Genomic DNA, 25238 nt, shown 5'->3' with positions numbered 1-25238 from the left:
CATGAAACGATTCATTGGCGAGCGTAAACCTCAGAGACGCGGTTCATTTATGCAGCAAGAACGCAGTAATCCTCCGGAGCCCGGACAAGGGATCCAGCGCGGCGGGCCCGTGCTTTCGCTGACCGGGGCGGCCAAGACCTTCGGCCCCGTGGTGGCCCTTGCCGATGGCACGGTGGAAATCCGGGCCGGGGAAATCCACGCGCTCGTGGGGGAGAACGGTGCCGGAAAGTCCACCCTCGTGAAGATCCTCGCCGGGCTTTACCACCCGGACTCGGGGGACTTCAGGCTCAGCGGTGAGCCCGTCCACTTTCGGAGCGTGGCGGAGAGCAAGGCCGCCGGAATCTCCGTCATCTACCAGGAGCCCACGCTGTTCCCGGACCTCACGGTGGCAGAAAACATCTTCATCGGCCGGCAGCCAAAAGGCCGGTCCCGCCTGATCAGCCGTCCCGAGATGAGGCGGCAGGCCACCGAACTGTTCGAGCGGCTGGGTGTGCCCATTGACCCATCCCGGGTTGCGGAGGGGCTTTCCATTGCGGACCAGCAGATTATCGAGATCGCCAAGGCCATTTCGCTCGACGCCAAGGTACTGGTCATGGACGAACCTACTGCCGCGCTCAGCGGGGTGGAAGTGGACAGGCTTTTCGCCGTGGCCCGGGCGTTGCGGGACAAGGGGACCGGAATCCTGTTCATCTCACACCGCTTTGATGAGGTTTTTGATCTCTGTGACCGGATCACCGTGATGCGGGACGGCCGCTACATCGCAACACACCAAACCGCCGGGACCACCGTGGAAAAGATCGTCCGCGAAATGGTGGGCCGGGACATCGGAACGCTGTTCCCCAAGGCCGAGGCGGAGATCAGCCACACGGTCCTGGAAGTTGACGGGCTCAGCAGGTGGGGGGTTTTCCGGGACATCAGCTTTGAGGTCCGTGCCGGTGAAATTGTTGCCCTCGCGGGCCTGGTGGGCGCCGGCAGGACCGAGGTGGCCCGCGCGGTGTTTGGCATCGACCCCTACGACTCCGGGCAGATCCGGGTGGAGGGAAAGCCGCTGAAGGCCCGGAACCCCCGGGCCGCCATCGCCGCTGGCCTGGGCTTTGTCCCGGAGGACCGGCGCAAGCAGGGCCTGGTGATGAACCTGTCGGTGGCACGGAACGTGACGCTTACGTTGCGGAACAAGTTTGTGACGGCCGGGCTCATCAACGGCGGAAAGGAACGCGCGGCCGCGAAGGAGTGGAGCAAACGGCTGCAGGTCAAAGCCGGCTCCCAGGAGCACGCCGTCTCCACGCTTTCCGGCGGTAACCAGCAAAAGGTGGTGCTGGCCAAGTGGCTGGCAACTGACCCCAAGCTGCTCATCATCGACGAACCGACGCGCGGCATCGACGTGGGCACCAAGAGCGAGGTGCACCGACTCATCTCCGACCTCGCCGGCCACGGCTTGGCCATCCTGATGATCTCCTCCGAGCTGCCGGAAGTCCTGGGGATGGCAGACCGTGTCCTGGTGATGCGGGAGGGCCGGATCACCGCCCAGCTGGACAGGGCGGACGCGGACCCCGAATCGGTAATGCATGCGGCCACCTCCCCGGCAGGAGTTGCGTAAATGAGTTCCACCGTGAAGCACGAGGAAAGAGGCACGACGGCGGGCCGCGCCGGCGGCGGCAGCGGCGGGTTCGGCTCGTTGTTGAGGCTGCGTGAACTCCCAGTCCTGATTGCCCTGGCGCTGCTGGTGCTGGTCACTTTCCTGAACAATCCGCTGTTCCTGTCCCCGCAGGGAATCAAGGACCTGCTCCTCAACGCCACCATCATCGTCATCCTGGCGGCCGGGCAAACCCTGCTTATCATTACGCGGAACATCGATTTGTCCGTCGGCTCCATGCTGGGCCTGGTGGCTTTCGGCACGGGGTCGATTTTCGCCGCAATGCCCGGCCTTCCCATCGTGGCGGTCCTGCTCCTCGGGATGGCTTTCGGCGCCCTGCTCGGAATGGTCAACGGCTTCCTGGTCACCGTGGCCAAAGTGCCGGCGCTGGTCATCACCCTGGGCACCCTTTATGTATTCCGCGGCCTGAACAACGCCTGGGCCGGCGGCAAGCAGTACTTTGCCGGGGACCGGCCGGAGGCCTTTGGAGCCTTGTCCGTGGACACCGTCCTGGGCTTTCCGATCATCACCTTGCTGGCCATAGCTGTGGTGGCGGCGGTTGCGGTGTACATGGCCGGCACCCGTCCCGGCCGGGACCTGTACGCCATCGGCTCGGACCCGGAAGCGGCGAAGGTCCTCGGCATCAAGGTTTCCAAACGGGTGTTCCTGGCCTTCCTCGCCAACGGAGCCCTCGCCGGCCTTGCCGGAGTGCTCTACGCCAGCCGCTTCAACTCTGTCGGCGCCACCACCGGGACCGGGATGGAACTGGATGTGGTGGCCGCCGCGGTAGTGGGCGGGGTAGCCATCTTCGGGGGCAGCGGGACGGTTGCCGGCGCGGCCCTCGGAGCCCTGCTGCTGACCACCATCACCAGTTCCCTGACAGCCCTCCGGGTGGACAAGTTCTGGCAGCAGGCCATCGTGGGCATCCTGATCCTCACGGCCATCGTCATTGACCGCCTGGCCAGCCTGAGGACGGCCAGGAAACTGCGGATAAGCGAGGCGCGGAATGTCTGAGACCACTACTCCCAGCAGCACCTCCCCAGCCATGCCCGTTGCTGACAGCACCAAGCCGCTGGCCACCGAACCGAAAGGCCGGACGGGTGCTGCGCGGATCCTGGCCAGCAGGGACGCCATCACCATCTATGCACTCCTGGCTTTCCTGATCTACGCCACGATCGCTATTCCGCGCTTCGCCTCGCCGGTAACTACGGGCTTCCTGCTGCTGGATGTCATCCCGGTCCTGCTGATCGCAATGCCCATGACGCTCATCATCGTCACCGGAGAAATCGACCTCTCAGTCGCGAGCATCGCCGGGCTGACCAGCGCCCTGATGGGCGTACTCTGGGCGGCCGGCCTGGATATCTGGCTGGTGCTGGCCCTCTGCCTGCTGGCGGGAATAGCGGCCGGCATGTTCAACGGCTTCCTGATCGCCGTCCTTGGCCTGCCCTCACTGGCCGTCACCATCGGCACGCTGGCCCTCTTCCGCGGCCTTGCGCTGGTGGTCATCGGGGACAATGCAGTAGCCAACTTCCCCCGCCCCCTGACAGCCTTCTTCACCTCCAAGCTCGGTGCCACCGGCATCCCCACGGTGATGATCGGCGTCGTACTCATCATGGTGTTCTTCGGCATCCTGCTGCATTTCACGCCGTTCGGGCGCGGGCTGTACGCGATGGGCTACAGCAAGGAAGCGGCCAACTTCGTGGGCATCAACGTGGCGCGCAGCAAGTTCTGGCTCTACGTTGCCTCCGGCGCGGTCTCAGCCTTGGCCGGGATCTACTGGACACTGCGTTACACCAGTGCCCGGAGCGATAACGCCTCAGGGCTGGAACTGGCCGTCATCGCTGCCGTGCTCCTCGGTGGTGTCTCAATCTTCGGCGGCAAGGGCACCATTCCCGGCGTGGTTGCCGGTGTCCTGCTGATCGGCAGCCTGAACTATGCCCTGCGCCTGGGACGCGTGTCCGACGTCGTCCTCATCACCGTGACCGGCCTGCTGCTCATCTTCTCCGTGGTGGCGCCAAGCATCGGCGCCGCCGTCCGCGAATGGCAGCACAACCGGCGGGTTCGGCAGAGCTTTAGCCGGAGCACGCCCTGAACCGACCACACAAGGGAAAAGGAAAACAATGATGTTGAACCGAAAAAACACCGGCAGGCGAGCACAACTGGTTCCGCTGGTGGCCATCACGGCGGCCGCGGCCATGGCCCTGACGGCCTGCGGCGGCGGCTCCGGAACAACGGGGGAGACCTCCGCCGCGGTTGAGGAGCAGAAGATCACGTTCATCCCCAAACAGTTGAACAACCCGTACACCGACGTCGTTCTCGGCGGCGGCAAGGACGGCTCGCAGGAAGCCGGCTTCGCCTCCTCCCAGGTGGTGGGCCCCCTCGAAGCGTCGGCCTCCAGCCAGGTCTCGTTCATCAACGCCGAAACCCAGGCCGGCACCAACGTCATCGTCATCGCCGCCAACGATCCCGACGCCGTCTGCACGGCTTTGGGCGAGGCCCGCTCAGCCGGAGCCAAGATCGTTGCGTTCGACTCCGACGCCAACCCGGACTGCCGTGACGTGTTCATCAGCCAGGTGGTGGCCAAGGAAGTGGCACTGATCCAGACGAAGCTGATCGCCGAGCAGATCGGCGGCTCCGGCGAAATCGCCATCCTCTCCGCCACGGCAAACGCCACCAACCAGAACGAGTGGATCAAGTTCATGGAGGAGGATTTGGCCTCCAACCCGGCCTACAAGGACATCAAGCTGGTGGCCAAGGTCTACGGCGACGACGACGACACCAAGTCGTTCCAGGAAGCCCAGGGCCTGCTGCAGGCACACCCGAACCTGAAGGGCATCATTTCACCCACCACCGTTGGTATCGCCGCCACCGCCCGGTACCTTTCCACCTCGGCGTACAAGGGCAAGGTGGCGCTGACCGGGCTGGGGCTGCCCAACGAGATGCGGCCGTTCGTCAAGGACGGCACCGTCAAGGAGTTTGCGCTCTGGGACCCGGCCCAGCTCGGCTACGTCGCGGCGTTCGCCGGTAAGGCCCTTGTGGAGGGAAAGATTACCGGCGCCGCGGGCGACAAGTTTACTGCAGGGAAGTTGGGGGACCGCACGGTTGAAGAAGGCGGCGTGGTGATTGTTGGCCCGCCGACCGTCTTCAACGCCCAGAACATCGACCAGTACGACTTCTAGCACCGCAAGGCGCGGGCCGGGCGGCCCTGTCCGTCCGGCCCTCCGTGCTTGCGCTGGATCACGCCGGCGGAAAGGAAGGATGTCCATGTCGCCCGCCAAGAGGAACGCTGCCGCCCTGTTGGAGCCCCACCGGCGCCGGCCCACCCGGATCGGGCTGGTGTCCGGAGGACTGGGTGCCTACTGGCCCCAGTTCCCCGATCTCCTGCCGCAGCTCGAGGAATCAGCGCGGTACGTCGCCTCGCGCTTTAATGAGCTTGACGCGGAGGTTGTTGATGCGGGATTCATTTCCGATGCTGCCCAGGCGGTTGTTGCGGGGGAGAAGCTTCGGCAGGCTGACTGCGACCTGATCGTCATCTTCCTTGCCACCTACCTGACCTCCTCCATGGTTCTACCCGTGGCCCAGCGCTCCGGAAGCCCGGTGCTGGTGATCGATCTCCAGCCCACGGAGGCCATGGATCACGCGAACTTCGACACCGGCGCCTGGCTCGCCTACTGCGGCCAGTGCCCGGTGCCGGAAGTAGCAAATGTCTTCCGCCGCGCGGGGATCGACTTCAGGTCCGTCTCCGGGCATTTGAAGCAGGAATCCGCCTGGGAACGGATCAACCAGTGGGTCCACGCCGCGGGCGTGCGCGCCAGGCTCCGGAACGCGCGGCACGGCCTGATGGGGCACCTGTATCCGGGCATGCTGGATGTAGCCACCGACCTTACCACCGTCTCCACCACCTTCGGATCGCACGTGGAAGTGCTTGAGTTCGACGATCTGCGTGAGCGCGTCAAGGCGGTGACCGACGCTGAGGTGTCCGAGCGGCTCGCCCTGGCACGGGAGCTGTTTGTGCTCGATGAGTCCGTCAACGACGACGACTTCGCCTGGGGTGCCAGGGTCTCGGTGGGCCTGGACCGGCTTGTGGAGGACTTCGACCTGGACTCGGTGGCCTACTACCACCGGGGACTTGCAGGGGAACAGCACGAGCGGTTGGGCGCCGGAATGATACTGGGTTCCTCCATCCTTACCGCACGCGGCATCCCCATGGCAGGAGAGTACGAGCTGCGGACCTCCATTGCCATGCTCGCAGCCCACGCCATCGGCGCCGGCGGTTCCTTTACCGAAATCCAGGCCCTCAACTTTCTCGACAACGTCGTGGAGATGGGGCACGACGGGCCCGCGCACCTGGCCGTCTCCTCCAAGGATCCGCTCCTGCGCGGCCTCGGCGTCTATCACGGCAAGCGCGGCTGGGGAGTCTCGGTGGAATTCGACGTCCAGCCCGGGCCGGTCACCACCTTCGCTGTCGGCCAGGACCCGGATGGCAGTTACGTCTTCATTACATCTGAAGGGGAAGTGGTTCCTGGTCCGCTGCTGGCCATCGGGAACACCACCTCACGCGTGGACTTCGGAGGTGACCCCGGCCTGTGGGTAGACCGGTGGAGCCAGACCGGAACCGGACATCACTGGGCACTGTGCTTGGGACACCGCGCGGCCGACATCAAGGCTGCCGCATCCCTTTTAGGCATCCAATACCGCCAGGTGTCACTCCTGAAAGAGCCCTGATTTTTTTGGGCGCAAAACCGCTGGTCAACGCCGGTTTCGGGGCCGGTCGCAGAAAAAAATTACTAAGCAGACTTTCCTTTTGATGCTAAGCATGCTTACGGTATGGGGGCAGCTAGCGCACAGCCTTCAGCAGAGGGGGCGGAGGCCGGGCACCGGGACAACCGGTGCCGGAACATCCAGAGCTAGCTATGCCCAGCGCAACGACACATCCAAGGAGACGTCATGCTCAACAGGGAAAACATTGAAAGCCTGCTCCACAAGGGCGGCAACGTCGTCGGTTCCGATGGCGAGAAGATTGGCTCGATTGGTCAGCTCTACGCAGACGATGACACGGGTGAGCCCACATGGGTCACCGTCAAAACGGGACTTTTCGGCACTTCCCAGTCCTTTGTCCCCGTTGAAGGTGCACACACCCAAGGCGAGGACCTCGTGGTTCCGTACAGCAAGGACCACGTCAAGGATGCCCCGCGCGTCGACGTCGACGGCCACCTCACCCCTGAGGAAGAGGACCGGCTGTACACGTACTACGAGCGCGGTGCCCGGACCTACTCGGACACCCGCGATGAATCCCGCGGCCAAGTGGACCTGCAGGGCGACGCTGACCTGAACGCCGGCACTCCCAACGCCGGCACTGCCGGCTACGCATCGGGCACCGGCACCGCCGGCTACGCTTCAGACCGCGACACGGTGGGCCACGACACGTCCGGTCCCACCACCGATGACGCCATGACTCGCTCGGAAGAGCAGCTCCGCGTCGGCACCGAGCGTGAAGCCGCAGGCCGTGCACGGCTCCGGAAGTACGTCACCACGGAAAACGTCACCACCACCGTTCCCGTGCAGCGCGAAGAGGTCCGCCTGGAGCGGGAGCCCATCACGGACGCCAACCGCGGCGCGGCCCTGGACGGTCCGGACATCAGCGAAGAGGAACACGAAGTGATCCTGCACGAGGAACGCCCCGTGGTGGAGAAGGAAACGGTTCCGGTAGAACGCGTCCGCATGGACAAGGACGTTGTCCAGGAGAACGTCACGGTCAACGAGGAAGTCCGCAAGGAGCACATCGAGGCTGACGGTGACGGCGTCGACCGCGAGCGGCGGCTCTGATCCCCGTCTTAGCAAACTGCTGAAGCGCCGCTGAACGGACCGGCACCGACGCAACTGCACACAGAACGACGCCGGGAGTCCACTTGGGGGCTCCCGGCGTTGTTGTGCATGCGGAACTTTCCAACTTGCCGGGCCAGCCTGCTGCTGGTGCGGGCTGGCCGCGGAGATGCTGGTGCAGCCACGCAGGAAGCGGCGACTGCACCAGCCAGTAGGACGAATATCTTCAGAACTTAGGGTTCTTCTCTCATTCGCGGCTCCTGTTTCCCGGGTTACGGATTCCGGGCTATGTCCTGTCGGCCGTCCTATTCCGCGAGAACAGCCAGCCGGCAACAATCATCCCGATGCCCAGCACCAGGTGGGTCCAGTTGTCCATCATGTTCAGCGACAGGAAATTGGCCGCCGAATCCACTCGGACAATGAGCCCGAAGATAGCCAGGACGATGTACAGCGCACCAGCTCCCATAAGGAAGTTCCGTGCTCCATGTTCTGTGCGGGACATAGCCCAGCCGGTTGCGCCGATGGCCAGCTGCACAATGTTGAGCAGCATGGAAACCTGGAACAGCCCAAGGAACATGGCATGCGAAGCCGGTCCGAGGAACATCAGCTCGCTGTACTGCGTGGTGATGCCGGGGATGAAGCCCAGGACACCCACCAGCATCAGAACAATTCCCAGGCCCATGCCCACGTTCTGGACGTCTGCCCGTCCAAAGTGAACGCCATGTGCATGAGGGGATGCGGTAGTCATTATTTGCCTCCAACCACTAATTGTGGACGGTTAAATTTTACGGCGGACCAATACGAAAAGCGCCGGTACAAGGCCCCATTGAACGTGCAGGGACCTCCGGGGTTGTGCCTGTCGGTCACGGGCCGGGCCGCGCCGCCGTGACACCATGGACAACGATGAAACTGCGCGCTGATCAGACCGGAGACCGTGGCCTTCCCATGCCCCTGTGGCTGCAGGGTGCCCTCGAAACGGCGCAGGCAGCCATCATCTCGGCACTGGTGGTGCTTGCTCCGATTCTTGCAGTCTGGGCTACCGCCGGATTCCAGGACGGCGCCGTCGATTTCCTGGCGCGCCTTGCCGGGCAGTCCTGGCTGCTGGTCCACGGTGTGCCCCTGGAACTTACTGCCGCAGGTTCCAATGCAGCCGCCGCTTCCGGGGCCCGGTTGCTCACACTCATTCCGCTTGGCCTGACCTTGATCCCCTTCCTGCTGGCCTGGCGTGCCGGCCGGCGGCTGGCCCGGGCCTCCTATAGCGACCAGCTCTGGCAGGCACTCCTCGGGTCGTGGCTGGTGTACGCGGCCTTCGGGGCGGCAACAGGCTTTATCTGCCGCACGCCCGACGTCGGCATCAATGCCTGGCACGCGATGTTTATCCCCCTTCTTCCCTACGCCCTGGGCATGGTGATCGGCGCGCGCCGTGAGGCAGGTTCCTGGAGCCGGCTGATCGGCGTCGACGCTGTGGACTGGATATCCCGGACCAGCCAGCACTCCCGGTGGGCGGGGTCCTACCTTGCCTCGGCCGCGAAGGCCGGTTGTGTGGCCGTGCTTTCGGCCCTCTCGCTGGCCGCGGTGCTGCTGGCCGTTGATGTGTTCATCCATTGGAACCTGGTGGTTGCGGTCTATGAAGCGCTCGACGCCGGCGCGGTGGGAGGTGCGGCCCTCACCATTGCGCAGTTGGGCTTCCTGCCCAACCTCGTCGTTTTTGCGTTGGCGTGGACATCGGGCTCCGGGTTCGCCATGGGCGTTGGATCCCAGGTGGGCCCCTTGGGCACCGCCGTCGGTCCGCTGCCTTCCGTTCCGGTACTCGCCGCCATCCCGTCCGGCTCCTTGGAGTACGCCTTCGTTGCCTTGATCATTCCGGTGCTGGCCGGTGTCCTGGCGGGCTGGTGGTTCCTCCGCGAAGGGGAAAACCACTTTGATGAATGGCTCGCCATCAAGATCCGCGCCCGTTGGTTCACGGCCACAGTCTCCACCCTGGTGCTTGGCGTGCTCTGCGGACTGGCTGCCGGGCTGCTGACCGCCTGCCTGGCGTGGCTGGCGCGCGGCTCGGCCGGAATCGGACGCCTCACGGACATCGGACCCGACCCCTTCTGGACGGGAGTCTGGCTGGCGGCGGAAGTGGGTGCCGGCGTCGTCATCGGCTACGCGGCGGGACCCTGGCTGGAACGGGAGCACGCAGCAAGGGAAGAGGACGCCGAACTGGTCCGGTAATTTGCGGCCGCTGCCGTTCTTGGGCTGCCCTTAGGGGAGATTTATGGCCCTACGGGAGCTGCGAGGGCAGCGATCCTTCGAGCTGCACGCGGCACGCCGACTGCGCCTGGTCCGTCAGCGCCCGTCCAACACAGGCCTGGTATTCGCGCACTTCGTCGAAGAACAGGGACGTGACCAGGATCAGCAGCACCATGATCGCGGACACCACCAGCCCCGAAATGGTGCCGATGAGGACAAGGCGGGACTCCTTCAGCCGTGCCGCCCGGACCAGCAGCACCACGCCGAGGGCGATGCTGGCGGCTGTCAGGAGTGCTGTGAGCCAGAGGTAGCTGACGTCCAGCTGGTAGACAAAAAAGGCGCCCAGCACGGTCACCACGAAAATCCGGAACAGGGTGTGGGTCTTGGTGAGCGAGGCCTTTGCTGCCTCGCTGAGCGGCTGTTTTGTGTGCTGCCGCCCAGCCGGTTCCGGTGTGGTGTTCATGTTTTCCAGCCTACGCGAGGCTGCCCATAAGCTAGTGCCATGCGTATCGTCGTCCTCGTTTCCGGAACCGGGTCCAACCTCCAGGCAGTTATCGACGCGGTTAAGGCGGGGGAACTGGACGTCGAAATCGCCGCCGTCGGTGCCGACCGGCCGGGAACCTTCGGGGTGGAACGGTCCGCGGCAGCCGGCATCCCGACGTTCGTGGTGGACTTCAAGGCTTACCCGGACCGGGCTGACTGGAACGCTGCGTTGACCCAGGCCGTGGCCCGGTTCGAGCCGGATGTGGTGGTCTCCTCGGGGTTCATGCGGATCGTGAGCCCGGAGTTCATCAACGCGTTCGATGGCAAGTACCTCAACACCCATCCTGCTTTGCTCCCGGCCTTCCCGGGAGCCCACGGGGTGAGGGACGCCATGGCCTACGGCGTGAAGGTCACCGGTTGCACTGTGCACTGGGCCGACGCCGGTGTGGACACCGGGCCCATCATCGCCCAGGAGGCCCTGGCCATCGAAGAGTCGGACACCGAGGAGACCCTGCACGAGCGCATCAAGGTGGTGGAGCGCCGGCTGCTGGTGTCCACCCTGGCGGCTCTGACCGCCGCCCACGAGCACGCCTGATCCAGGCCGCATCAGCGCCGTCGACGCGCATATTTCTTTTCGAGGCGCAAACGCACTGGCGCACCTGAAATCCGGTGTGCGCCAGGGAACGTCCGCGTCGAAATTAGATAAGCGTGTCGCTGGCCTCCTAATCGAGGCGGCGCTGCTTGGTCTCGGGGGAGAAGAACGCCATCCACAGCACGGCCAACAGCACCAAACCGCCGGCCAAAGCGAAGGATGTTGCCAGGCCCAGCTCGGGCCAGAAGTAGTTCGCGAAGATGAGCGGCCCGAAGCCTGCACCCAGCCGGGAAAACGTGGATGCCCACCCGAACCCGGTGCCGCGCAGCTCCGTGGGGTAGAGCTCGGAGACGTAGGCGTAAAGCACCGGGATGGCCACCTGCACCACGAACCCGAACACCAGCAGCCAGAACACCGCCGCGGTGGGGATGTCCACCACGATCGCCACGATCACCAGGGTCAGCGCAGACAACGGCCCGGTGATGGCAAGGATCCATTTGCGGCCCACCCGCTCCACCAGCAGGGCCGCCACAACAACCCCCAAGAGCCCCACGGCGGCCATGGACGCGGTGGTGACAAACGCCTTGTACTCGGCGAAGCCGGCGCCGATCAGGATCCGCGGCATCCAGGTGAGGGACAGGTAGTAGACCAGCAGGATCGAGAAAAACAGGGCCCAGGCCGCGGCAGTGATCTTCCAGTTGAACTGCCAGACCAGGCGCAGCTGGTGCCAGGCGCTGCCGGCGGAAAGGCGTGGCACTTCCTTGGCGTCGGGCAGGCTGTAAACACGGGCTTCGGCGCCGGTTGCCGCCACCAGATCATCAATGACCTTGGCCGCCTCTTCCCGCCGGCCCTTGCGGATCAGGAACAGCGGGGACTCCGGGACGCTCCGGCGGACCCAGAACACCAGGAGCGCCGGCAGCACCATCACCAGCATGGTCAGCCGCCAGTCGCCGTACAGGGCCACGAGCCCTGCTGACACAAAACCGGCCAGGGCGGCACCCACCGGCCACCACCCGTCCATGGCGGTGAGCACCTTGCCGCGCTGCTTGCGGGGAGTGAACTCACCCACCAGGGCGTAGTCCACGGGGATGCAGCCGCCCAGACCGAACCCGGCCATAAACCGGAAGATGCAGAACCAGATGAAGTCGGGGGAGAAGGCGCCGAAAACGGTGAAAAGGGAGAAGATCAGCAGCGTGGCAGTGAACGCTTTTTTGCGTCCGATGGTGTCCGCGATGGTGCCCCAGACGAAAGCTCCAAGCGCCATGCCGATCAGGTTCGACGTGCCAACCCAGGCCACCTCGCCGGGGGTGAGGGCCCAGTGCGTGGAGAGCAGCGGAATGAGGATGCCGTTCAGGGTCACGTCCCAGGCGTCGAACATGAAGCCGAGGCCACCGATCAAAAAGATCCTGCCCTGGACTTTCCATCGCCAGGGCAGTTCCTGGACCACCTGCTCGCCGCTCGGCACAGTGGTGTAAGTATTCATCGCAGCCTCCTGAAAGAACTCTAGCCGGGCCCGGTGACGTTCACACTTCCGCTTGCACAAGGGGCAAAGAGCACTTCGCGATAAACTGGCCGTATCCCCACCAACCGCGGCACTGTTCCGCGACATAAGACGGAGACATTTGTGAGCTTCACGCAGCATGAGCGCGTATCCATTGACCGTGTTCCCATCCGCCGGGCCCTGATCTCGGTTTACGACAAGACCGGTCTGGAGGAGCTCGCCCAGGGCCTGCATGCAGCAGGCGTGAAGCTGGTTTCCACCGGGTCCACTGCCAAGAAAATCGCCGCCGCGGGCATCCCGGTCCAGGAGGTCGAAGAAGTCACCGGCTCGCCGGAAATGCTGGACGGCCGCGTCAAGACCCTGCACCCGCGCGTTCACGGCGGAATCCTGGCTGACCGCCGCGTCGAGGCCCACATGGAGACACTGGTCAGCATGGAGATCGAGCCTTTCGATCTGGTGGTGGTGAACCTCTACCCGTTCGTGGAGACCGTCAAGTCCGGCGCTGCCCAGGATGACGTCGTCGAGCAGATCGACATCGGCGGCCCCGCCATGGTGCGCTCCGCCGCGAAGAACCATGCCGCCGTGGCCATCGTGGTGGACCCCTCCTTCTACGGGCAGGTAGTCACTGCAGCCGCTGAGGGCGGCTTTGACCTGAACACCCGACGGCGGCTGGCCGCCAAGGCGTTCGCCCACACTGCGTCCTACGACAACGCCGTGGCCACCTGGACCGCGAGCCAGTTCCTGGATGAAGACGGCGACGGCGTCATCGACTGGCCCGCCTACGCCGGCCTCTCGCTGGAACGCTCCGAGGTCCTGCGCTACGGCGAGAACCCGCACCAGCAGGCCGCCCTGTATGTGGATAAGGCAGCTCCGGCCGGCATCGCGCAGGCCGACCAGCTGCACGGCAAGGCCATGAGCTACAACAACTTCGTGGACGCCGATGCCGCCCTCCGCGCCGCCTACGATTTCGCCGAGCCCGCCGTGGCCATCATCAAGCACGCCAACCCCTGCGGCGTTGCCGTCGGTTCCGCGGACGCCGCTGATCCCATCGCTGACGCGCATTCCAAGGCCCACGCCTGCGATCCCGTCTCGGCCTTCGGCGGCGTCATCGCTGCGAACCGCCCGGTGACAGCCGGCATGGCAGACACCGTCAAGGACATCTTCACCGAGGTTGTCATCGCCCCGGGCTTCGAACCTGAGGCTGTGGAGATCCTGTCCAAGAAGAAGAACATCCGCCTGCTCGCCCTGCCGGAAGGTTACGGCCGCTACCCGTCGGAGATCCGCCAGGTATCCGGCGGCGTCCTGGTCCAGGTCGCGGACAAGGTAGATGCCGACGGCGACAACCCCGCCAACTGGACTCTTGCTGCCGGTGAAGCCGCGGACGAAAAGACCCTCGCGGACCTGGCTTTCGCCTGGACTGCCTGCCGTGCTGCCAAGTCCAACGCCATCCTGCTTGCCCAGGACGGCGCTGCCGTGGGCATCGGCATGGGCCAGGTCAACCGCCTTGATTCATGCCGGCTGGCCGTGGAGCGCGCCAACACCTTGGGCGTCACGGTGGAGTCCGACGTCGAAGGTGCGGGCGGTGCCACCAACGTCAGCACGACAGGAGCAGGCGCGAGCGGCGCACCCCAGCGCGCCCGCGGCGCCGTTGCTGCCTCTGACGCCTTCTTCCCGTTCGCTGACGGCCTGCAGATCCTGGTCGACGCCGGCGTCCGCGCCGTGGTCCAGCCCGGCGGTTCGGTGCGCGATGAAGAAGTCATCGCAGCAGCCAACGCGGCGGGCGTGACCATGTACTTCACGGGGGCCCGCCACTTCTTCCACTAGTCCCCACCGGCCCCCTAACCTCGCTGCCCTCGGCCAGGGAACCCTGCCGGCGTGAGCCCATCTTGTGTGAAATGCCGACGGCGCCTGTCCCCTTCGCGGGGGACAGGCGCCGTCGGCGTTTCCTGGCTTCTTAGGAAGCTTCGGCGATCTCGTACGTCGCCTCGATAACGTCGCCCCACTGCGGGCCGTACAGGACCTTGGAGCCCTTGTAGCCGTAGCTGTTGACCGAGTTTTGGTAGCCGTCCGAGCCTGAGCCGATCAGCCACGGGCCGCCGGACGAGCCGCCGTTCATATCGCAGGGAATGCCCTGGGTTCCGAATGCCGTGTTGTTGGTGTCCGGGGTTGCCGTGCCTGCGCAGCTCCTGAGGGTCTCCCCGTTAAACGGTGCAGAGGCCGGGTAACCGTAGGACGTGTAGTACTCGCCGCTGTCCTCATTGAACGCCACGCCTGAACCACCAACAACGTTGGTCAGAAGCCGACCGGTGCTGTCCGGGGCCATCACGGCAAAAGCGGTGTCGTACGCCATGTTGCCGCCGGAGCTCCACTGGCGGGGTGCGTACAAGGCCCTGGCAGTCCACGTGCCGTAAGGCCTGTTGCCGTTTTCATATGCGGGGACAAACGCGAACTTTTGAGCCTTCTGCCCCAGTCCGTCCATGGCGCAGTGGCCGGCCGTCGATACCGTGCTCTTGTTATCGGAGGTGACGGCGTTGCCGGAGCAGACGTAGTTGGCGCCGCCCATGACGAAGAAGACCTTGCCGATGTGCTTCACGGACTTTTCGGTTGCAGCCATGGCACGGGTGGCCTTGATCTTGGTGCTCTTGCCTTTCTTCACGGTGTCCACCCTCGAACGGTTGCCGCGTTCGCGGGCCTTTTCGCCAAGGACCTCGCCTGAGACTGCCTGCCGCATCCGGTCGGCTGTCCAGTACTCGGCCACGCCTGTACTGTCCAGGACCGCGCTGACGACGGTGGGGTTCTTTTTCTCGTCGGAAGCCGCTGGGGCAGCGGTGGCCCCGCCGGCGGCGCAGAGCGTTAAAGCGGCTGCTGCTGAGAGGCTTAGAAATCCGGAAACTAAGGACCTGGTGCGAATCATTGTTGTCCTGTCCTAACGGGGAGGGCCCCGGGAAGGGCCAAGAGTGACGTGGCAAACATATCGCCGAATACAACATTGTAGATAGTTGCTGCGTATCGGCTAGGGCTTTCGCCTTTTTTATTGCCCGCAACTTCGGATAAGGGGCTCTGGGGCCTACCCTGGGCGGAAAGCACGACGGCGGTAGGGGCACCCGGGCGCGTGACGCCGTCGTACGTTCTCCATCGCTGTAATCCTGCCCGCCTGCTGGGTAATCCAGAAGCTCCGGTAGGGTTCAAACCCTTGTCCTCGGGTAGGTTATACATGGTGAAATAGACCGAATTTTCACAACCAAGCCGACCCACAGGGAGACGCCCGCGCATGTCCAAGATTATCTACACCCACACCGACGAAGCGCCGATGCTGGCTACCTATTCGTTCCTGCCCATCGTTGAGGCCTTCGCCTCGACAGCAGGTGTGGAGGTGGAGACCCGCGACATTTCGCTCGCCGGCCGCATCATCGCCGTTTTCGGTGACTACCTCACCCCCGAGCAGCAGATCGGTGACGCCCTTGCTGAACTCGGTGAGCTGGCGAAGACGCCGGAAGCCAACATCATCAAGCTGCCCAACATCAGCGCCTCCATCCCTCAGCTGAAGGCAGCGATCGCCGAGCTGCAGGGCCAGGGCTACGCCCTCCCGGACTACCCTGACAACCCGTCCTCTGATGAGGAGACGGCCGTCCGCTCCCGCTACGACAGGATCAAGGGCTCGGCAGTGAACCCGGTCCTGCGTGAAGGCAACTCGGACCGCCGCGCACCCCTGTCCGTCAAGAACTACGCGCGCCAGAACCCGCACTCCATGGGCGCCTGGACCGCCGATTCGAAGACCAACGTGGCCACCATGGGCAAGGATGACTTCCGCTCCAACGAGAAGTCCGTTGTCATCGAGTCTGAGGGCACCATCGCCATCCAGCTGGTCCGCGAAGACGGTTCGGTCAAGGTCCTGAAGAAGGCCTTCCCGGTTCAGGCCGGCGAGGTCATCGACGGCACCGTGATGCGCGCCGCAGCCCTGGATGAGTTCCTGCAGGCCCAGGTCGCCCGCGCCAAGGAAGAAGGCATCCTTTTCTCCGCCCACCTCAAGGCCACCATGATGAAGGTCTCGGACCCCATCATCTTCGGCCACGTGGTCAAGGCCTACTTCTCCGAGCTGTTCGATACCTACGGCAAGCAACTTGCCGCCGCCGGCATCAGCCCGAACAACGGCCTCGCTGCCATCCTGAGCAGCCTCGAAGACCTCCCGGAAGACGTCCGGGAAGGCGTCCAGTCCCTCATCAAGAAGGGCCTCGAAGAGGGCCCCGCCCTGGCCATGGTGGACTCGGACAAGGGCATCACCACCCTGAACGTCCCCAGCGACGTCATCGTGGACGCATCCATGCCCGCCATGATCCGCAGCTCCGGCCACATGTGGGGCCCGGACGGCAAGGAAGCTGACACGCTCGCCGTGCTGCCCGACAGCTCCTACGCCGGCATCTACCAGGTGGTCCTCGATGACTGCCGCGCCAACGGCGCCTACGATCCCACCACCATGGGAACCGTGCCGAACGTGGGCCTCATGGCGCAGGCAGCCGAGGAATACGGCAGCCACGACAAGACCTTCGAGATCCAGGAAGCGGGCACGGTGCAGATCGTGGACGGCTCCGGGAACGTCCTGATCGAACACGAGGTTTCCGTCGGGGACATCTGGCGTGCCTGCCAGACCAAGGACCTGCCCATCCGCGACTGGGTCAAGCTCGCCGTCACGCGCGCCCGCGCCTCCCAGACCCCTGCTGTGTTCTGGCTGGACGAGGAACGCGCCCACGACGCCAACCTCATCGCCAAGGTCAACGAGTACCTGAAGGACCACGACACCGAGGGCCTGGACATCCGCATCATGTCCCCGGTGAAGGCCATCGCGTTCACCCTGGACCGTATCCGCAAGGGTGAGGACACCATCTCGGTATCCGGCAACGTCCTGCGCGACTACCTCACGGACCTGTTCCCCATCCTGGAGCTGGGCACCAGCGCCAAGATGCTGTCCGTTGTTCCGCTGATGAACGGCGGCGGGCTCTTCGAAACCGGCGCCGGCGGATCCGCCCCGAAGCACGTCCAGCAGCTGCTTAAGGAAAACCACCTGCGCTGGGACAGCCTGGGCGAGTTCCTGGCTCTGGCCGTGAGCTTCGAGCACCTGGCCACCACCACGGGCAACGCCCGCGCCCAGGTCCTGGCCGACACCCTGGATCGCGCCACCGGCACCTTCCTGCTGGAGAACAAGTCGCCCAGCCGCCGTGTGGGCGAGCTGGACAACCGCGGCAGCCACTACTTCCTGGCCCGCTACTGGGCGGAGGAACTGGCCAAGCAGACGGACGACGCCGACCTGGCCGCCGCCTTCAGCTCCGTCGCCGATGAGCTCTCCTCCAAGGAGGAAACCATCGTGGGCGAGCTGGCTGAGGTCCAGGGCTCCCCGGTGGACGTCGGAGGCTACTACAACCCGGACGATGCGAAGGCTTCCGCAGTGATGCGCCCGTCCGCCACCCTGAACAAGGTTCTCGCCACGCTGAGCTAACGCACGGCTGCGTCAGCAGCTGAACAGGCAACGCGAAAGAGGCGGTGTCCCTGGTTCGATACCGGGGCGCCGCCTCTTTCTTATGTGGCAGGAACGGGTGGGGTCGTCCTGAGCTGACGAGCCGTCGTCGCGCGCTTGGAGCCAGGCGTTAGTCTTTGCCTTTGCCCTTGCCCTCGTTGTCCTTCTTGTCGTCATTATTTCCGGTTTCCGGTGCGGGGGCCGGAGCGGGCTCGGGAGCCGGTGCCGGAGCCTCGACGGCCGGCGGGGAAGTTTGAGCCGCAGCCCGGTCCGCAGCGATTTTCGCGTTTTCTGCTGCCTTGGCAGCGGCCGCGACAGCTTCTTCCAGGTCGGCCCGTACGGCAGCTGCGATGGTCGTGATCGTCTGGCGCCGATCCTCGGAAATTTGGCCCTTGCCTTGGGCCGCAGCCAACTCTGTTTCAAGGCCTTTCAGGGCTTTCATGGCTGTGGCGGGATCATTCTTGGAGGAAGCCTCAGTGACTTCGAGGACCCGCGCCTGAAGCTGCCGGGCAGCGGCTGGCTGCAAGCCGGTGTCGCTGGGACCGCAGCCAGCCACAAGGCCGGCCGCCAACACGGCAGCCGTGCACGTCGATACAACCCGTAACCGGGGGCCACTCGAAGTGCCCCGCAGCTTCAAGCTCACGGCTCCACGCTCTTCTGGAGCTCCTCCAGGTGCTCACCAAGGACGCCGGTCACCGTGGGGTAGGGCACGACGTCGGCGGTGGACTGGGTGGACAGGCTGGCCATCACTGCCGCTACGGCTGCAGCCAGCACCAAAACCCCAAGAAGCACTGCCAGCCACAAGCGCCGGCGTCGCGATCCTGAGGACCGCTCCTTCTTGGGCTGCCCGCCCTTCAGTACTTGTCCAGGGGCGGCCGGCGAAGCTGCGTCTACTGGCCCTGCCGCCTCACGCAGTTCATCCACCGATTCCTCAGCAGTGATGGAGGGCGGGTGGAACGGCATGGCCGGCAGGACCCTCGTGGTTTCCGGAACGAGTTCTCCGGGGGTTGACGCGGGGGACACCAGCGCCTGCCGGAGGGCGGTCTCGATGTCCGCGGCGGCGGGGCGCTCCAGAGGTTCGATGGCTGTCATGGACCGGACCAGGTCAGCCCATTCGGACGGCAGATCCTCGGGGATTTCCGGCGCACGGTGCAGGCGCGCCACGGCAGATTCAACTGCGCCGCCCGGATACTCGACCGTGCCCTTGATGCATTCAAGCAGCACAAGCCCGAGGGAGTAGATGTCCGTGGCGGAGGAGAGAGGCTTGCCCAGGGCCTGTTCCGGGCTGAGGTAAGCGGCAGTGCCCACCATTGTGCCCGTGGCTGTCAGGCGGGTGGAGTCCGCGATCCGGGCGATGCCGAAGTCCGTAAGTTTGGGACGCAGCGGCTCCCCGGGGCGGATCTGCACCAGCAGGATATTGGCAGGCTTGATGTCGCGGTGGATGATTCCGAGGCCGTGGACATACGCCAGTGCGTCGGCGATGCCTGCCCCGATTACGGCAAGTTCCTCCAGCGGGACGCGGCTATGGCGGATCCGGGTCCGCAGATCCTGGCCGTCCACAAGCTCCATGGTGAGGAAAGGCCTCGGCTCGTCAGGGATACGGTCATCGATCCCGGCGTCGAAAAGAGTGACCAGCCCCGGATGGTTGAGCGTGGCCAGGAGCTGGATTTCCGCTTCCTGCCGCTTCAATTCGTCGGCGTCCGGAGCCTGCGGAGCAAAGAGCTTCAGGGCAACGTCGCGGCCCAGGTTCTCGTCCCGGGCACAGTAAACCGATGACATTCCGCCGCGGCCAATGACTTCACCCAACCGATAACGTCCGCCGACCACTTCATTCTTGATGGAGCTAGGCGATTCCGCCACCATGACCCGTTCCTCCCGGTGCGCTGCGGCACTGTCGTACAACAAATTATACGGGCGGTGGAGTAAACGGACGATTGGCCTGGCTTCTGTTCTGTGACACGCCGAGGGCCCGGCGGCGGAACCGTGTGTGGGTTTCGCTGCCGGGCCATCGGCCACAAGGACATGTGTGCTGATGACATGTTTGCGTTGTTTCGTGTGTTGGTTTTGTGTTGTGCGGGGTCCTCCTTCCGTTCAGCCTGCTTGCTGCTGCCGCTTCAGGCGCGGGGTGCAGGCACGGTCAGCAATCGTTTGGTGTCCTAGGAGACCTTGCGCTTGCGGAGCATGAGGAGGGTTCCTGCTGCCAGGAGCAGCAGGGCCAGCGGGACCAGGGAGGCGTCCGCGCCGGTGTTGGCCAGGGCGTTGGCGCCCTGGGTGGTGCCTGCCCGGGTGGTGCCTGCCTGGGTGGTGTTTGCCTGCGCAGGTGTGTTGCCGGCGGTGGTGTCCAGGGCGATGGCGCCGCTCACTGCGGTGGAACCGGCCGGTGCTGCGGAGAAGCCGCCGGTGGCTGCGGTGCCGGTGTCAGAACCGTTGTTCGAACCCGTGGTGCCGGTGTCAGTACCGTTGCCGTTGCCGTTATCGGTGCCGGTGCCGGGGGTATTGGTGTCGGGGTCTTCGGTGCCGGTGCCGCCTGTGGTGCCGTCACCCGGGGTTTCGGCACCGGGTGTGCCGGTGCCAGGGTTCTCCGTGCCATTGCCGTCACTGCCCAGTCCCAGGTCCAGGCCCAGGTCGAGGTCGGCAACCAGTCCACCGGTGTTACCGCCGGTGCTGCCGGTGCCGACACCGACCACTGCATCTACTACGGCGCTGAGTCCGCCGGTGGTGCCACCGGTACCACTGCCGCCGAGGCTGACGTCCACAACTGCATCAACCAGTGCGTCGGTTCCACCGGTGGTGAGCCCGTCGGTGGTGCCGCTGGTGCCGCCGAGGGTGACGTCCACCAGGGCGTTGGTTCCACCGGTGGTGAGCCCGTCGGTGGCGCTGTTGGTGCCGCCGAGGTTGACGTCCACCAGGGCGTTGGTTCCACCGGTGGTGAGCCCGTCGGTGGCGCTGTTGGTGCCGCCGAGGTTGACGTCCACCAGGGCGTCGGTTCCACCGGTGGTGAGCCCGTCGGTGGCGCTGTTGGTGCCGCCGAGGTCAACCACGACGTCCGCAGCGGCAGCCAGGTCGGTCGCGGCCGCGGCGGGTGCGCCGGTGACGGCTCCGAGGTCCACAACGGCCGCCGCGGTGAGGTCCGGGCTGGCGGCCTGGCCGGTCCCGTTTCCGAGGTCAACCACGACGTCTGCAGCGGCAGTGAGGTTGGCCGGGGCCGGTGCAGGTGCGCCGGTGACGGCGTTGCCGGGACCTAGGTCCACGACGGCGGCCGCGGTGAGGTCCGGGCTGGCGGCCTGGCCGGTCCCGTTTCCGAGGTCAACCACGACGTCCGCGGCGGCTGCCAGGTCGGTCGCGGCCGGTGCAGGTGCGGCGGTGACGGCGTTGCCGGGGCCGAGGTTCACGACGGCGGCGGTGAAGTCAGGGCTGGCGGCCTGGCCGGTCCCGTTTCCGAGGTCAACCACGACGTCTGCAGCGGCTGCCAGGTCGGTCGCGGCCGGGGCAGGTGCGGCGGTGACGGCTCCGAGGTCCACTGCGGCGTTGACTACGGCGGCGACGGCCGTTGACTCCGACGGCGTTGGGCCACCCAGCAGGCCCAACGACGCGGTGTCAGCGGACGCCGCCGCCGAGACGAGGGCGGAACCGGAAAGGTCCGGACCGCTGGTGGTGTCCGCGGCGTTGGCCGCGGTGCAGCCGAAGGCTAGAAGCCCGCCGGCAAAGAGGGTGCCCAGCATCCCCCTGCGTAGGTTCGAACTCATGATGATGTCTCCTGAAAATAGTTGAGGTAAGGGGTGCTTGGTCAGCAACCCGCAATGCCGCGTTCTGCCACACAGGGGGCAGACGGGTCTCAACTAATCAGGAGAGGAACCGGGGTCCAGGGACGCCGGTGCAGGGACGTGCTCAGAGGATTCCCCGGCACGGACGGCACCGGGAACAGGAAGATCAACAGTGAAAACGCTCAGCCACGCCGCAGACCCGGAAGAACCGGACGCCGACGTGCCGCTACCGGCACCGGAACCCGGGACAGCAGGTGCCTGGGCAGGGACAGGCGAAGGGTCAGCCGTCCCAGGCTCCCCGGCCCCGGCACCGGACTCGGCCAGGGGGGCCCGCAGCGGGGACGGGGTACCTGCCAGGGCCACCGCGCCGACAGCGGAATCGGCAGAAACCGTGCCCTGCACAGCGCTGGCGGCGGGCACGTCCGCAGCCGCGGGGCCCTCCGGGGTTGCGTCCCGGTCCTCGGCAACAGCCTGGCCCCCTCCGGGGACGACGGTGCCTGCGGAAGGATCGGTGCCGCCGCCGGAAAGATCAGCGGCGTCGGAAAGATCGGCATCAACCGGAACGGACGGCAGCACAGGCAGTTCGGGAACGGCAACGGGCAGCGGAGCGGCGCCTGTGGCCAGGTCAGCGACGGGCTCCAGAACAGGTTCAAGAACCGGAACGGCCCCGGCAACAGGCGGAACAACAACGTCCACCACTGATGCGGTAGCACCGTCAACAACTCCGGCGACGGGAGCCGAAACAACCGTCACGGCACCGGCGGGAACCACCTGGTTCACCACCGGGACCGCTGCGACGATGCTGTCCGCGAGCCCCGAAACCTGGCCCACCACAGGCCCAAGCAAACCCGGCGAGGGCGCCGCAGCAGCAGGCGCGGCAGCAGCAGGCGCGGCCGCAGGGGCAGCCGGTGCAGGGCCGGCAAGTTTGTCCGTTACCGAAGAAACCGTGCTGGTAACCCCGCCCAACAGTGACGTGGTTTCAGAAAGCACGTCCGCTGAGGCCGCCGGAGACGAAAACGTCAGCCAGGTCAGGGTCGCCGCGCCGGCAAGGAACACAGGGCGCAGGGCACGCCACGCAGAACGAGCCTTAGCCATGCGTACCACCCCCAGTACCGTTGCATTCGACGGATGCCCAAAGCCTAAAACCAAATATTGCAGAAAGTCCAGAACCCACTAAAACAAATCGACAAAGTGAGGCTGCTTTTCTTCATGGGCGTGACAGCGGCTTTGAATTTGTACTGCCGTCCTTTACGGCTGTGTCACCTTTGTGGCTTGCCGTTCATCGTTCGGGTAGCTGACTCCCAGTTGGGCACGCACTCCATCGAAAAGGCGCATCGTGTTCAATGTGTCCTCCAGTGGCATCACCGGGCTTTCAATGAGGCCCTGCTGGATACACCGCGTCACCTCGCGCAGTTCGTAGGTGTACCCGCGCCCTACGGCGTCGAATTTTTCGACCCGGCGTTCTTCCCGCCCTGTTCCAATAACCAGGTCCTGCGGGTTGTTGATGGATCCGATGCTCTGCAGGAAGCCTTTGCTGCCGGCGACCGTGGCTGTGCGCGGGCCATGTGCCAGCAGCGACGAGGTCAGCTGGGCCTGCGCGCCGTGGTTGTAGCCGAGGGTCAGGGCATTCTGGGCGTCAACGCCGTCGTCATTTATATCTCCCGTGGCGCTGACTGTCTGGGGAAAGCCAAGGGTCCCCAGCGCCCAGAGCAGCGGATAAACCGAAAGGTCGAGCAGGGCGCCACCGCCGTCCTGCCTGGCCCAAAGCCTGGCGGTGGGTGAGTAGGGGGCGGGGAAGCCAAGGTCGGCCGTCACCCAGTGAATGTCCCCGATCTCACCGGAGGCCGCAATTTCGAAGGCCCGCTGCATGCCCGGCAGGAACCGGCTCCAGACGGCCTCCATGAGGAAAAGATTCCGGGACCGGGCAAGATCGATGAGCTCGGAGGCTTCCCTGGCGTTGACGGTGAATGCCTTCTCGCACAGGACGTGTTTGCCGGCGTTGAGCGCGGCCAGCACAACTTCATGGTGCTGGGCATGCGGCGTCGCCACGTAAACCACGTCCACCGCATCATCGGCGAGTAACCGCTCATAGCCGCGAATTCCGCCGTCGTCCCCGTATGCCCGACCGAACCCATACGTGGCGGCGAAGTTGTCAGCTGTCTCCTGCCCCCGGGAGCTGACGGCATACAGCTCTGCATCGGCCAGCATAGCCAGGTCCTGGGACACGGAGCGGGCAATTCCGCCGGTGGCAATGACGCCCCAGCGGAGGGGATCTCCCGTGGCGGAACGTGGATCCTGGTCGGGCTGGCTGGACAACCATGGCTTGGCGATAGGCGCACTCATGGTGCCCATCTTCTCACTGTGCTGCGAGAGCGTTTGGATTTGACCTGCAGGAACTGCGAGAGCGTTTGGATTTGACCTGCAGGAACTGCGAGAGCGTTTGGATTTGACCTGCAGGAACTGCGAGAGCATCTGGGGGAGGGCGGCGCTGCTGGACCCTGGACCTCACCCGTCCCGCCTACTTATCCGGTTTACCAAAAAGCCCGGCCCCGCAGAATGCGGGACCGGGCTTTTCGGTGACCAGATTGCTTACTTGGTGATCGGTCCGAGTACCGGATCGTCCACGTAGGCCGTCTTCACGTTTTTAGCAGTGACGATAACCGGCTCCAGCAGGTAGGCCGGGACCGTCTTGACGCCGTTGTTGTAGGAGTCCTTGTCGTTGATTTCCAGTTCCTTGCCGGCCTGGAGATCCTTCACCATGGTGATGGCGTGCTCAACGAGCTTGCGGGTGTCCTTGTTGATGGTGGAGTACTGCTCGCCGGCCATGATCGACTTGACCGACTCAACCTCGGAGTCCTGGCCCGTGATTACCGGGGTGGGCTTGCCAGCGCCCTTGACGGAGGTCAGGACAGCGCGGGCAAGAGTGTCGTTGGGGGAGAGGACGCCGTCCAGGGACTGGCTGGTGTAGCTGCCGGTGAGCAGGGTGTCGGCGCGGCGCTGGGCGTTTTCAGCCTTCCAGCCCTGCGTCACGGCCTGTTCGAACTTGGTCTGTCCGGACACTACCTTGAGCGTGCCGTCGTCGATCTTCGGCTGCAGGACGCTCATGGCGCCGTCGAAGAAGACCTTGGCGTTGGCATCGTCGGGGGAGCCTGCGAACAGTTCGATGTTGTACGGGCCGCTTGCCTTCTTGGCCTGCAGGCCTTCGAGCAGTGCCTGGCCCTGGAGCTCGCCCACCTTGAAGTTGTCGTAGGCCACGTAGTAGTCCACGTTCTGGGTGTTCAGGAGCAGACGGTCGTAGGCGATGATGGTGGCGCCGGCGTCCTTGGCCTGCTGGAGCTGGGTTCCCAGCTGCGAGCCGTCGATGGCACCGACGATGATCACCTTGGCGCCCTTGGTGACCATGGCGCTGATCTGGTTCTGCTGCTCGGACACGCCGCCGTTGGCGAACTGCACATCAGCCTTGAACCCTGCCCCGTTGAGGCCGTCGTTGAACAGCTTCTCCGCCAGGACCCAGTTCTCGCTGGTTTTCTGCGGAAGTGCGACGCCGATGGAGGAGTTCTGTTCGAACCCTCCTGCGCCTTCGGTTCCGCCGCCCGTGCTGGGCTCCGACCGGCCGCAGCCCGTCAGCGCCAGTGCTGCGATGGCAGCAACCGCTGCGGCCTTTCCTGCTTTACCAAACATTCGCATTGTTGGTTCTC

At 65.1% G+C, this 25238-nt stretch carries 20 protein-coding genes; 10 read left to right on the top strand and 10 right to left on the bottom strand.

Annotated features, from left to right (window positions below; genetic code table 11):
• Positions 1-49: 49 nt before the first annotated feature.
• The 6 genes from QFZ70_RS12700 to QFZ70_RS12675 all read left to right on the top strand — a co-directional run bounded on the left by QFZ70_RS12700 (position 50) and on the right by QFZ70_RS12675 (position 7459).
• Positions 50-1597: a sugar ABC transporter ATP-binding protein gene (locus tag QFZ70_RS12700; protein ID WP_307096061.1), complete on the top strand. Its 1548-nt coding sequence runs from the start codon at positions 50-52 to the stop codon at positions 1595-1597.
• The gene (locus QFZ70_RS12695; protein ID WP_307096059.1) at positions 1598-2647 is read left to right on the top strand and encodes an ABC transporter permease; all 1050 of its coding nucleotides are present in this window, start codon (positions 1598-1600) and stop codon (positions 2645-2647) included.
• Entirely contained in the window at positions 2640-3725 is a 1086-nt protein-coding gene (locus tag QFZ70_RS12690; RefSeq protein WP_307096057.1) for an ABC transporter permease, read from the top strand. Before QFZ70_RS12695 ends, QFZ70_RS12690 begins: the two co-directional genes overlap by 8 nt.
• A gap of 28 nt (positions 3726-3753) precedes the next feature.
• Positions 3754-4812: a rhamnose ABC transporter substrate-binding protein gene (gene rhaS, locus QFZ70_RS12685; protein ID WP_307096055.1), complete on the top strand. Its 1059-nt coding sequence runs from the start codon at positions 3754-3756 to the stop codon at positions 4810-4812.
• An 85-nt stretch (positions 4813-4897) separates the two neighbouring features.
• The gene (locus tag QFZ70_RS12680; RefSeq protein ID WP_307096052.1) at positions 4898-6358 is read left to right on the top strand and encodes an L-fucose/L-arabinose isomerase family protein; all 1461 of its coding nucleotides are present in this window, start codon (positions 4898-4900) and stop codon (positions 6356-6358) included.
• A 222-nt stretch (positions 6359-6580) separates the two neighbouring features.
• Positions 6581-7459, top strand: a complete 879-nt coding sequence (locus tag QFZ70_RS12675; protein ID WP_307096050.1) for a PRC and DUF2382 domain-containing protein — start codon at positions 6581-6583, stop codon at positions 7457-7459.
• 283 nt (positions 7460-7742) lie between these two features.
• Here QFZ70_RS12675 and QFZ70_RS12670 read toward each other — a convergent pair whose 3' ends face one another.
• Positions 7743-8204 carry a DUF4383 domain-containing protein gene (locus tag QFZ70_RS12670; protein ID WP_307096048.1) on the bottom strand — a complete coding sequence of 154 codons (462 nt, stop codon included), beginning with the start codon at positions 8202-8204 and terminating at the stop codon, positions 7743-7745.
• 155 nt (positions 8205-8359) lie between these two features.
• Between QFZ70_RS12670 and QFZ70_RS12665 the strand changes: the two genes are divergently transcribed.
• The gene (locus tag QFZ70_RS12665) at positions 8360-9673 is read left to right on the top strand and encodes a DUF6350 family protein (RefSeq protein WP_307096046.1); all 1314 of its coding nucleotides are present in this window, start codon (positions 8360-8362) and stop codon (positions 9671-9673) included.
• 49 nt (positions 9674-9722) lie between these two features.
• On the opposite strand, the gene QFZ70_RS12660 is transcribed toward QFZ70_RS12665, so the two are convergent.
• Positions 9723-10154 carry a hypothetical protein gene (locus QFZ70_RS12660; protein ID WP_307096044.1) on the bottom strand — a complete coding sequence of 144 codons (432 nt, stop codon included), beginning with the start codon at positions 10152-10154 and terminating at the stop codon, positions 9723-9725.
• A 39-nt stretch (positions 10155-10193) separates the two neighbouring features.
• Between QFZ70_RS12660 and purN the strand changes: the two genes are divergently transcribed.
• On the top strand, positions 10194-10769 hold the full coding sequence (purN, locus tag QFZ70_RS12655) for a phosphoribosylglycinamide formyltransferase (RefSeq protein ID WP_307096042.1): 576 nt from the start codon (positions 10194-10196) through the stop codon (positions 10767-10769).
• Positions 10770-10896: 127 nt separating this feature from the next.
• Here the strand turns inward: purN and QFZ70_RS12650 are convergent, their stop codons facing one another.
• Complete coding sequence (locus tag QFZ70_RS12650; protein WP_307096039.1) at positions 10897-12249, bottom strand: MFS transporter; 1353 nt, start codon at positions 12247-12249, stop codon at positions 10897-10899.
• A 141-nt stretch (positions 12250-12390) separates the two neighbouring features.
• Here QFZ70_RS12650 and purH point away from each other — a divergent pair, with 141 nt between their 5' ends.
• Entirely contained in the window at positions 12391-14091 is a 1701-nt protein-coding gene (gene purH / locus QFZ70_RS12645; protein ID WP_307096037.1) for a bifunctional phosphoribosylaminoimidazolecarboxamide formyltransferase/IMP cyclohydrolase, read from the top strand.
• A 130-nt stretch (positions 14092-14221) separates the two neighbouring features.
• Here purH and QFZ70_RS12640 read toward each other — a convergent pair whose 3' ends face one another.
• Positions 14222-15181, bottom strand: a complete 960-nt coding sequence (locus QFZ70_RS12640) for a serine protease (RefSeq protein ID WP_307096035.1) — start codon at positions 15179-15181, stop codon at positions 14222-14224.
• Between the two features lie 357 nt (positions 15182-15538).
• Between QFZ70_RS12640 and QFZ70_RS12635 the strand changes: the two genes are divergently transcribed.
• A complete protein-coding gene (locus QFZ70_RS12635; protein WP_307096033.1) occupies positions 15539-17758 on the top strand; it encodes an NADP-dependent isocitrate dehydrogenase in 2220 nt (739 codons plus the stop codon).
• Between the two features lie 148 nt (positions 17759-17906).
• Here the strand turns inward: QFZ70_RS12635 and QFZ70_RS12630 are convergent, their stop codons facing one another.
• The 6 genes from QFZ70_RS12630 to QFZ70_RS12605 form a co-directional block, all read right to left on the bottom strand.
• Positions 17907-18419, bottom strand: coding sequence for a hypothetical protein (locus tag QFZ70_RS12630; RefSeq protein ID WP_307096031.1), 513 nt, complete (start codon positions 18417-18419; stop codon positions 17907-17909).
• On the bottom strand, positions 18416-19639 hold the full coding sequence (locus QFZ70_RS12625; RefSeq protein WP_307097878.1) for a serine/threonine-protein kinase: 1224 nt from the start codon (positions 19637-19639) through the stop codon (positions 18416-18418). The genes QFZ70_RS12630 and QFZ70_RS12625 overlap by 4 nt, the downstream gene beginning before the upstream one ends.
• 293 nt (positions 19640-19932) lie before the next feature.
• A complete protein-coding gene (locus QFZ70_RS12620; RefSeq protein ID WP_307096029.1) occupies positions 19933-21522 on the bottom strand; it encodes a hypothetical protein in 1590 nt (529 codons plus the stop codon).
• A 93-nt stretch (positions 21523-21615) separates the two neighbouring features.
• Complete coding sequence (locus QFZ70_RS12615; RefSeq protein WP_307096027.1) at positions 21616-22635, bottom strand: hypothetical protein; 1020 nt, start codon at positions 22633-22635, stop codon at positions 21616-21618.
• 153 nt (positions 22636-22788) lie between these two features.
• Positions 22789-23883 carry a Gfo/Idh/MocA family protein gene (locus QFZ70_RS12610; RefSeq protein WP_307096025.1) on the bottom strand — a complete coding sequence of 365 codons (1095 nt, stop codon included), beginning with the start codon at positions 23881-23883 and terminating at the stop codon, positions 22789-22791.
• Between the two features lie 246 nt (positions 23884-24129).
• Positions 24130-25227: a sugar-binding protein gene (locus QFZ70_RS12605; RefSeq protein WP_307096023.1), complete on the bottom strand. Its 1098-nt coding sequence runs from the start codon at positions 25225-25227 to the stop codon at positions 24130-24132.
• Positions 25228-25238 lie beyond the last annotated feature (11 nt).

Origin of the sequence: Arthrobacter sp. V1I9, from assembly GCF_030817075.1 — a bacterium.
Lineage (GTDB): Bacteria > Actinomycetota > Actinomycetes > Actinomycetales > Micrococcaceae > Arthrobacter.
Note: the sequence above shows the minus strand (reverse complement) of the source record. Positions and strands in the feature narration are given on the sequence as shown.

Bases quoted from the DNA above. Each gene is read 5' to 3' on its own strand.
- QFZ70_RS12615 (WP_307096027.1), bottom strand. From the start codon at position 22,635: ATGGCTAAGGCTCGTTCTGCGTGGCGTGCCCTGCGCCCTGTGTTCCTT.
- QFZ70_RS12610 (WP_307096025.1), bottom strand. From the start codon at position 23,883: ATGAGTGCGCCTATCGCCAAGCCATGGTTGTCCAGCCAGCCCGACCAG.
- QFZ70_RS12620 (WP_307096029.1), bottom strand. From the start codon at position 21,522: ATGAGTTCGAACCTACGCAGGGGGATGCTGGGCACCCTCTTTGCCGGC.
- QFZ70_RS12640 (WP_307096035.1), bottom strand. From the start codon at position 15,181: ATGATTCGCACCAGGTCCTTAGTTTCCGGATTTCTAAGCCTCTCAGCA.
- QFZ70_RS12670 (WP_307096048.1), bottom strand. From the start codon at position 8,204: ATGACTACCGCATCCCCTCATGCACATGGCGTTCACTTTGGACGGGCA.
- QFZ70_RS12690 (WP_307096057.1), top strand. From the start codon at position 2,640: ATGTCTGAGACCACTACTCCCAGCAGCACCTCCCCAGCCATGCCCGTT.
- QFZ70_RS12675 (WP_307096050.1), top strand. From the start codon at position 6,581: ATGCTCAACAGGGAAAACATTGAAAGCCTGCTCCACAAGGGCGGCAAC.
- QFZ70_RS12695 (WP_307096059.1), top strand. From the start codon at position 1,598: ATGAGTTCCACCGTGAAGCACGAGGAAAGAGGCACGACGGCGGGCCGC.
- QFZ70_RS12650 (WP_307096039.1), bottom strand. From the start codon at position 12,249: ATGAATACTTACACCACTGTGCCGAGCGGCGAGCAGGTGGTCCAGGAA.
- QFZ70_RS12605 (WP_307096023.1), bottom strand. From the start codon at position 25,227: ATGCGAATGTTTGGTAAAGCAGGAAAGGCCGCAGCGGTTGCTGCCATC.
- QFZ70_RS12625 (WP_307097878.1), bottom strand. From the start codon at position 19,639: ATGGTGGCGGAATCGCCTAGCTCCATCAAGAATGAAGTGGTCGGCGGA.
- QFZ70_RS12665 (WP_307096046.1), top strand. From the start codon at position 8,360: ATGAAACTGCGCGCTGATCAGACCGGAGACCGTGGCCTTCCCATGCCC.
- QFZ70_RS12635 (WP_307096033.1), top strand. From the start codon at position 15,539: ATGTCCAAGATTATCTACACCCACACCGACGAAGCGCCGATGCTGGCT.
- QFZ70_RS12700 (WP_307096061.1), top strand. From the start codon at position 50: ATGCAGCAAGAACGCAGTAATCCTCCGGAGCCCGGACAAGGGATCCAG.
- rhaS (WP_307096055.1), top strand. From the start codon at position 3,754: ATGATGTTGAACCGAAAAAACACCGGCAGGCGAGCACAACTGGTTCCG.
- QFZ70_RS12660 (WP_307096044.1), bottom strand. From the start codon at position 10,154: ATGAACACCACACCGGAACCGGCTGGGCGGCAGCACACAAAACAGCCG.
- purN (WP_307096042.1), top strand. From the start codon at position 10,194: ATGCGTATCGTCGTCCTCGTTTCCGGAACCGGGTCCAACCTCCAGGCA.
- QFZ70_RS12680 (WP_307096052.1), top strand. From the start codon at position 4,898: ATGTCGCCCGCCAAGAGGAACGCTGCCGCCCTGTTGGAGCCCCACCGG.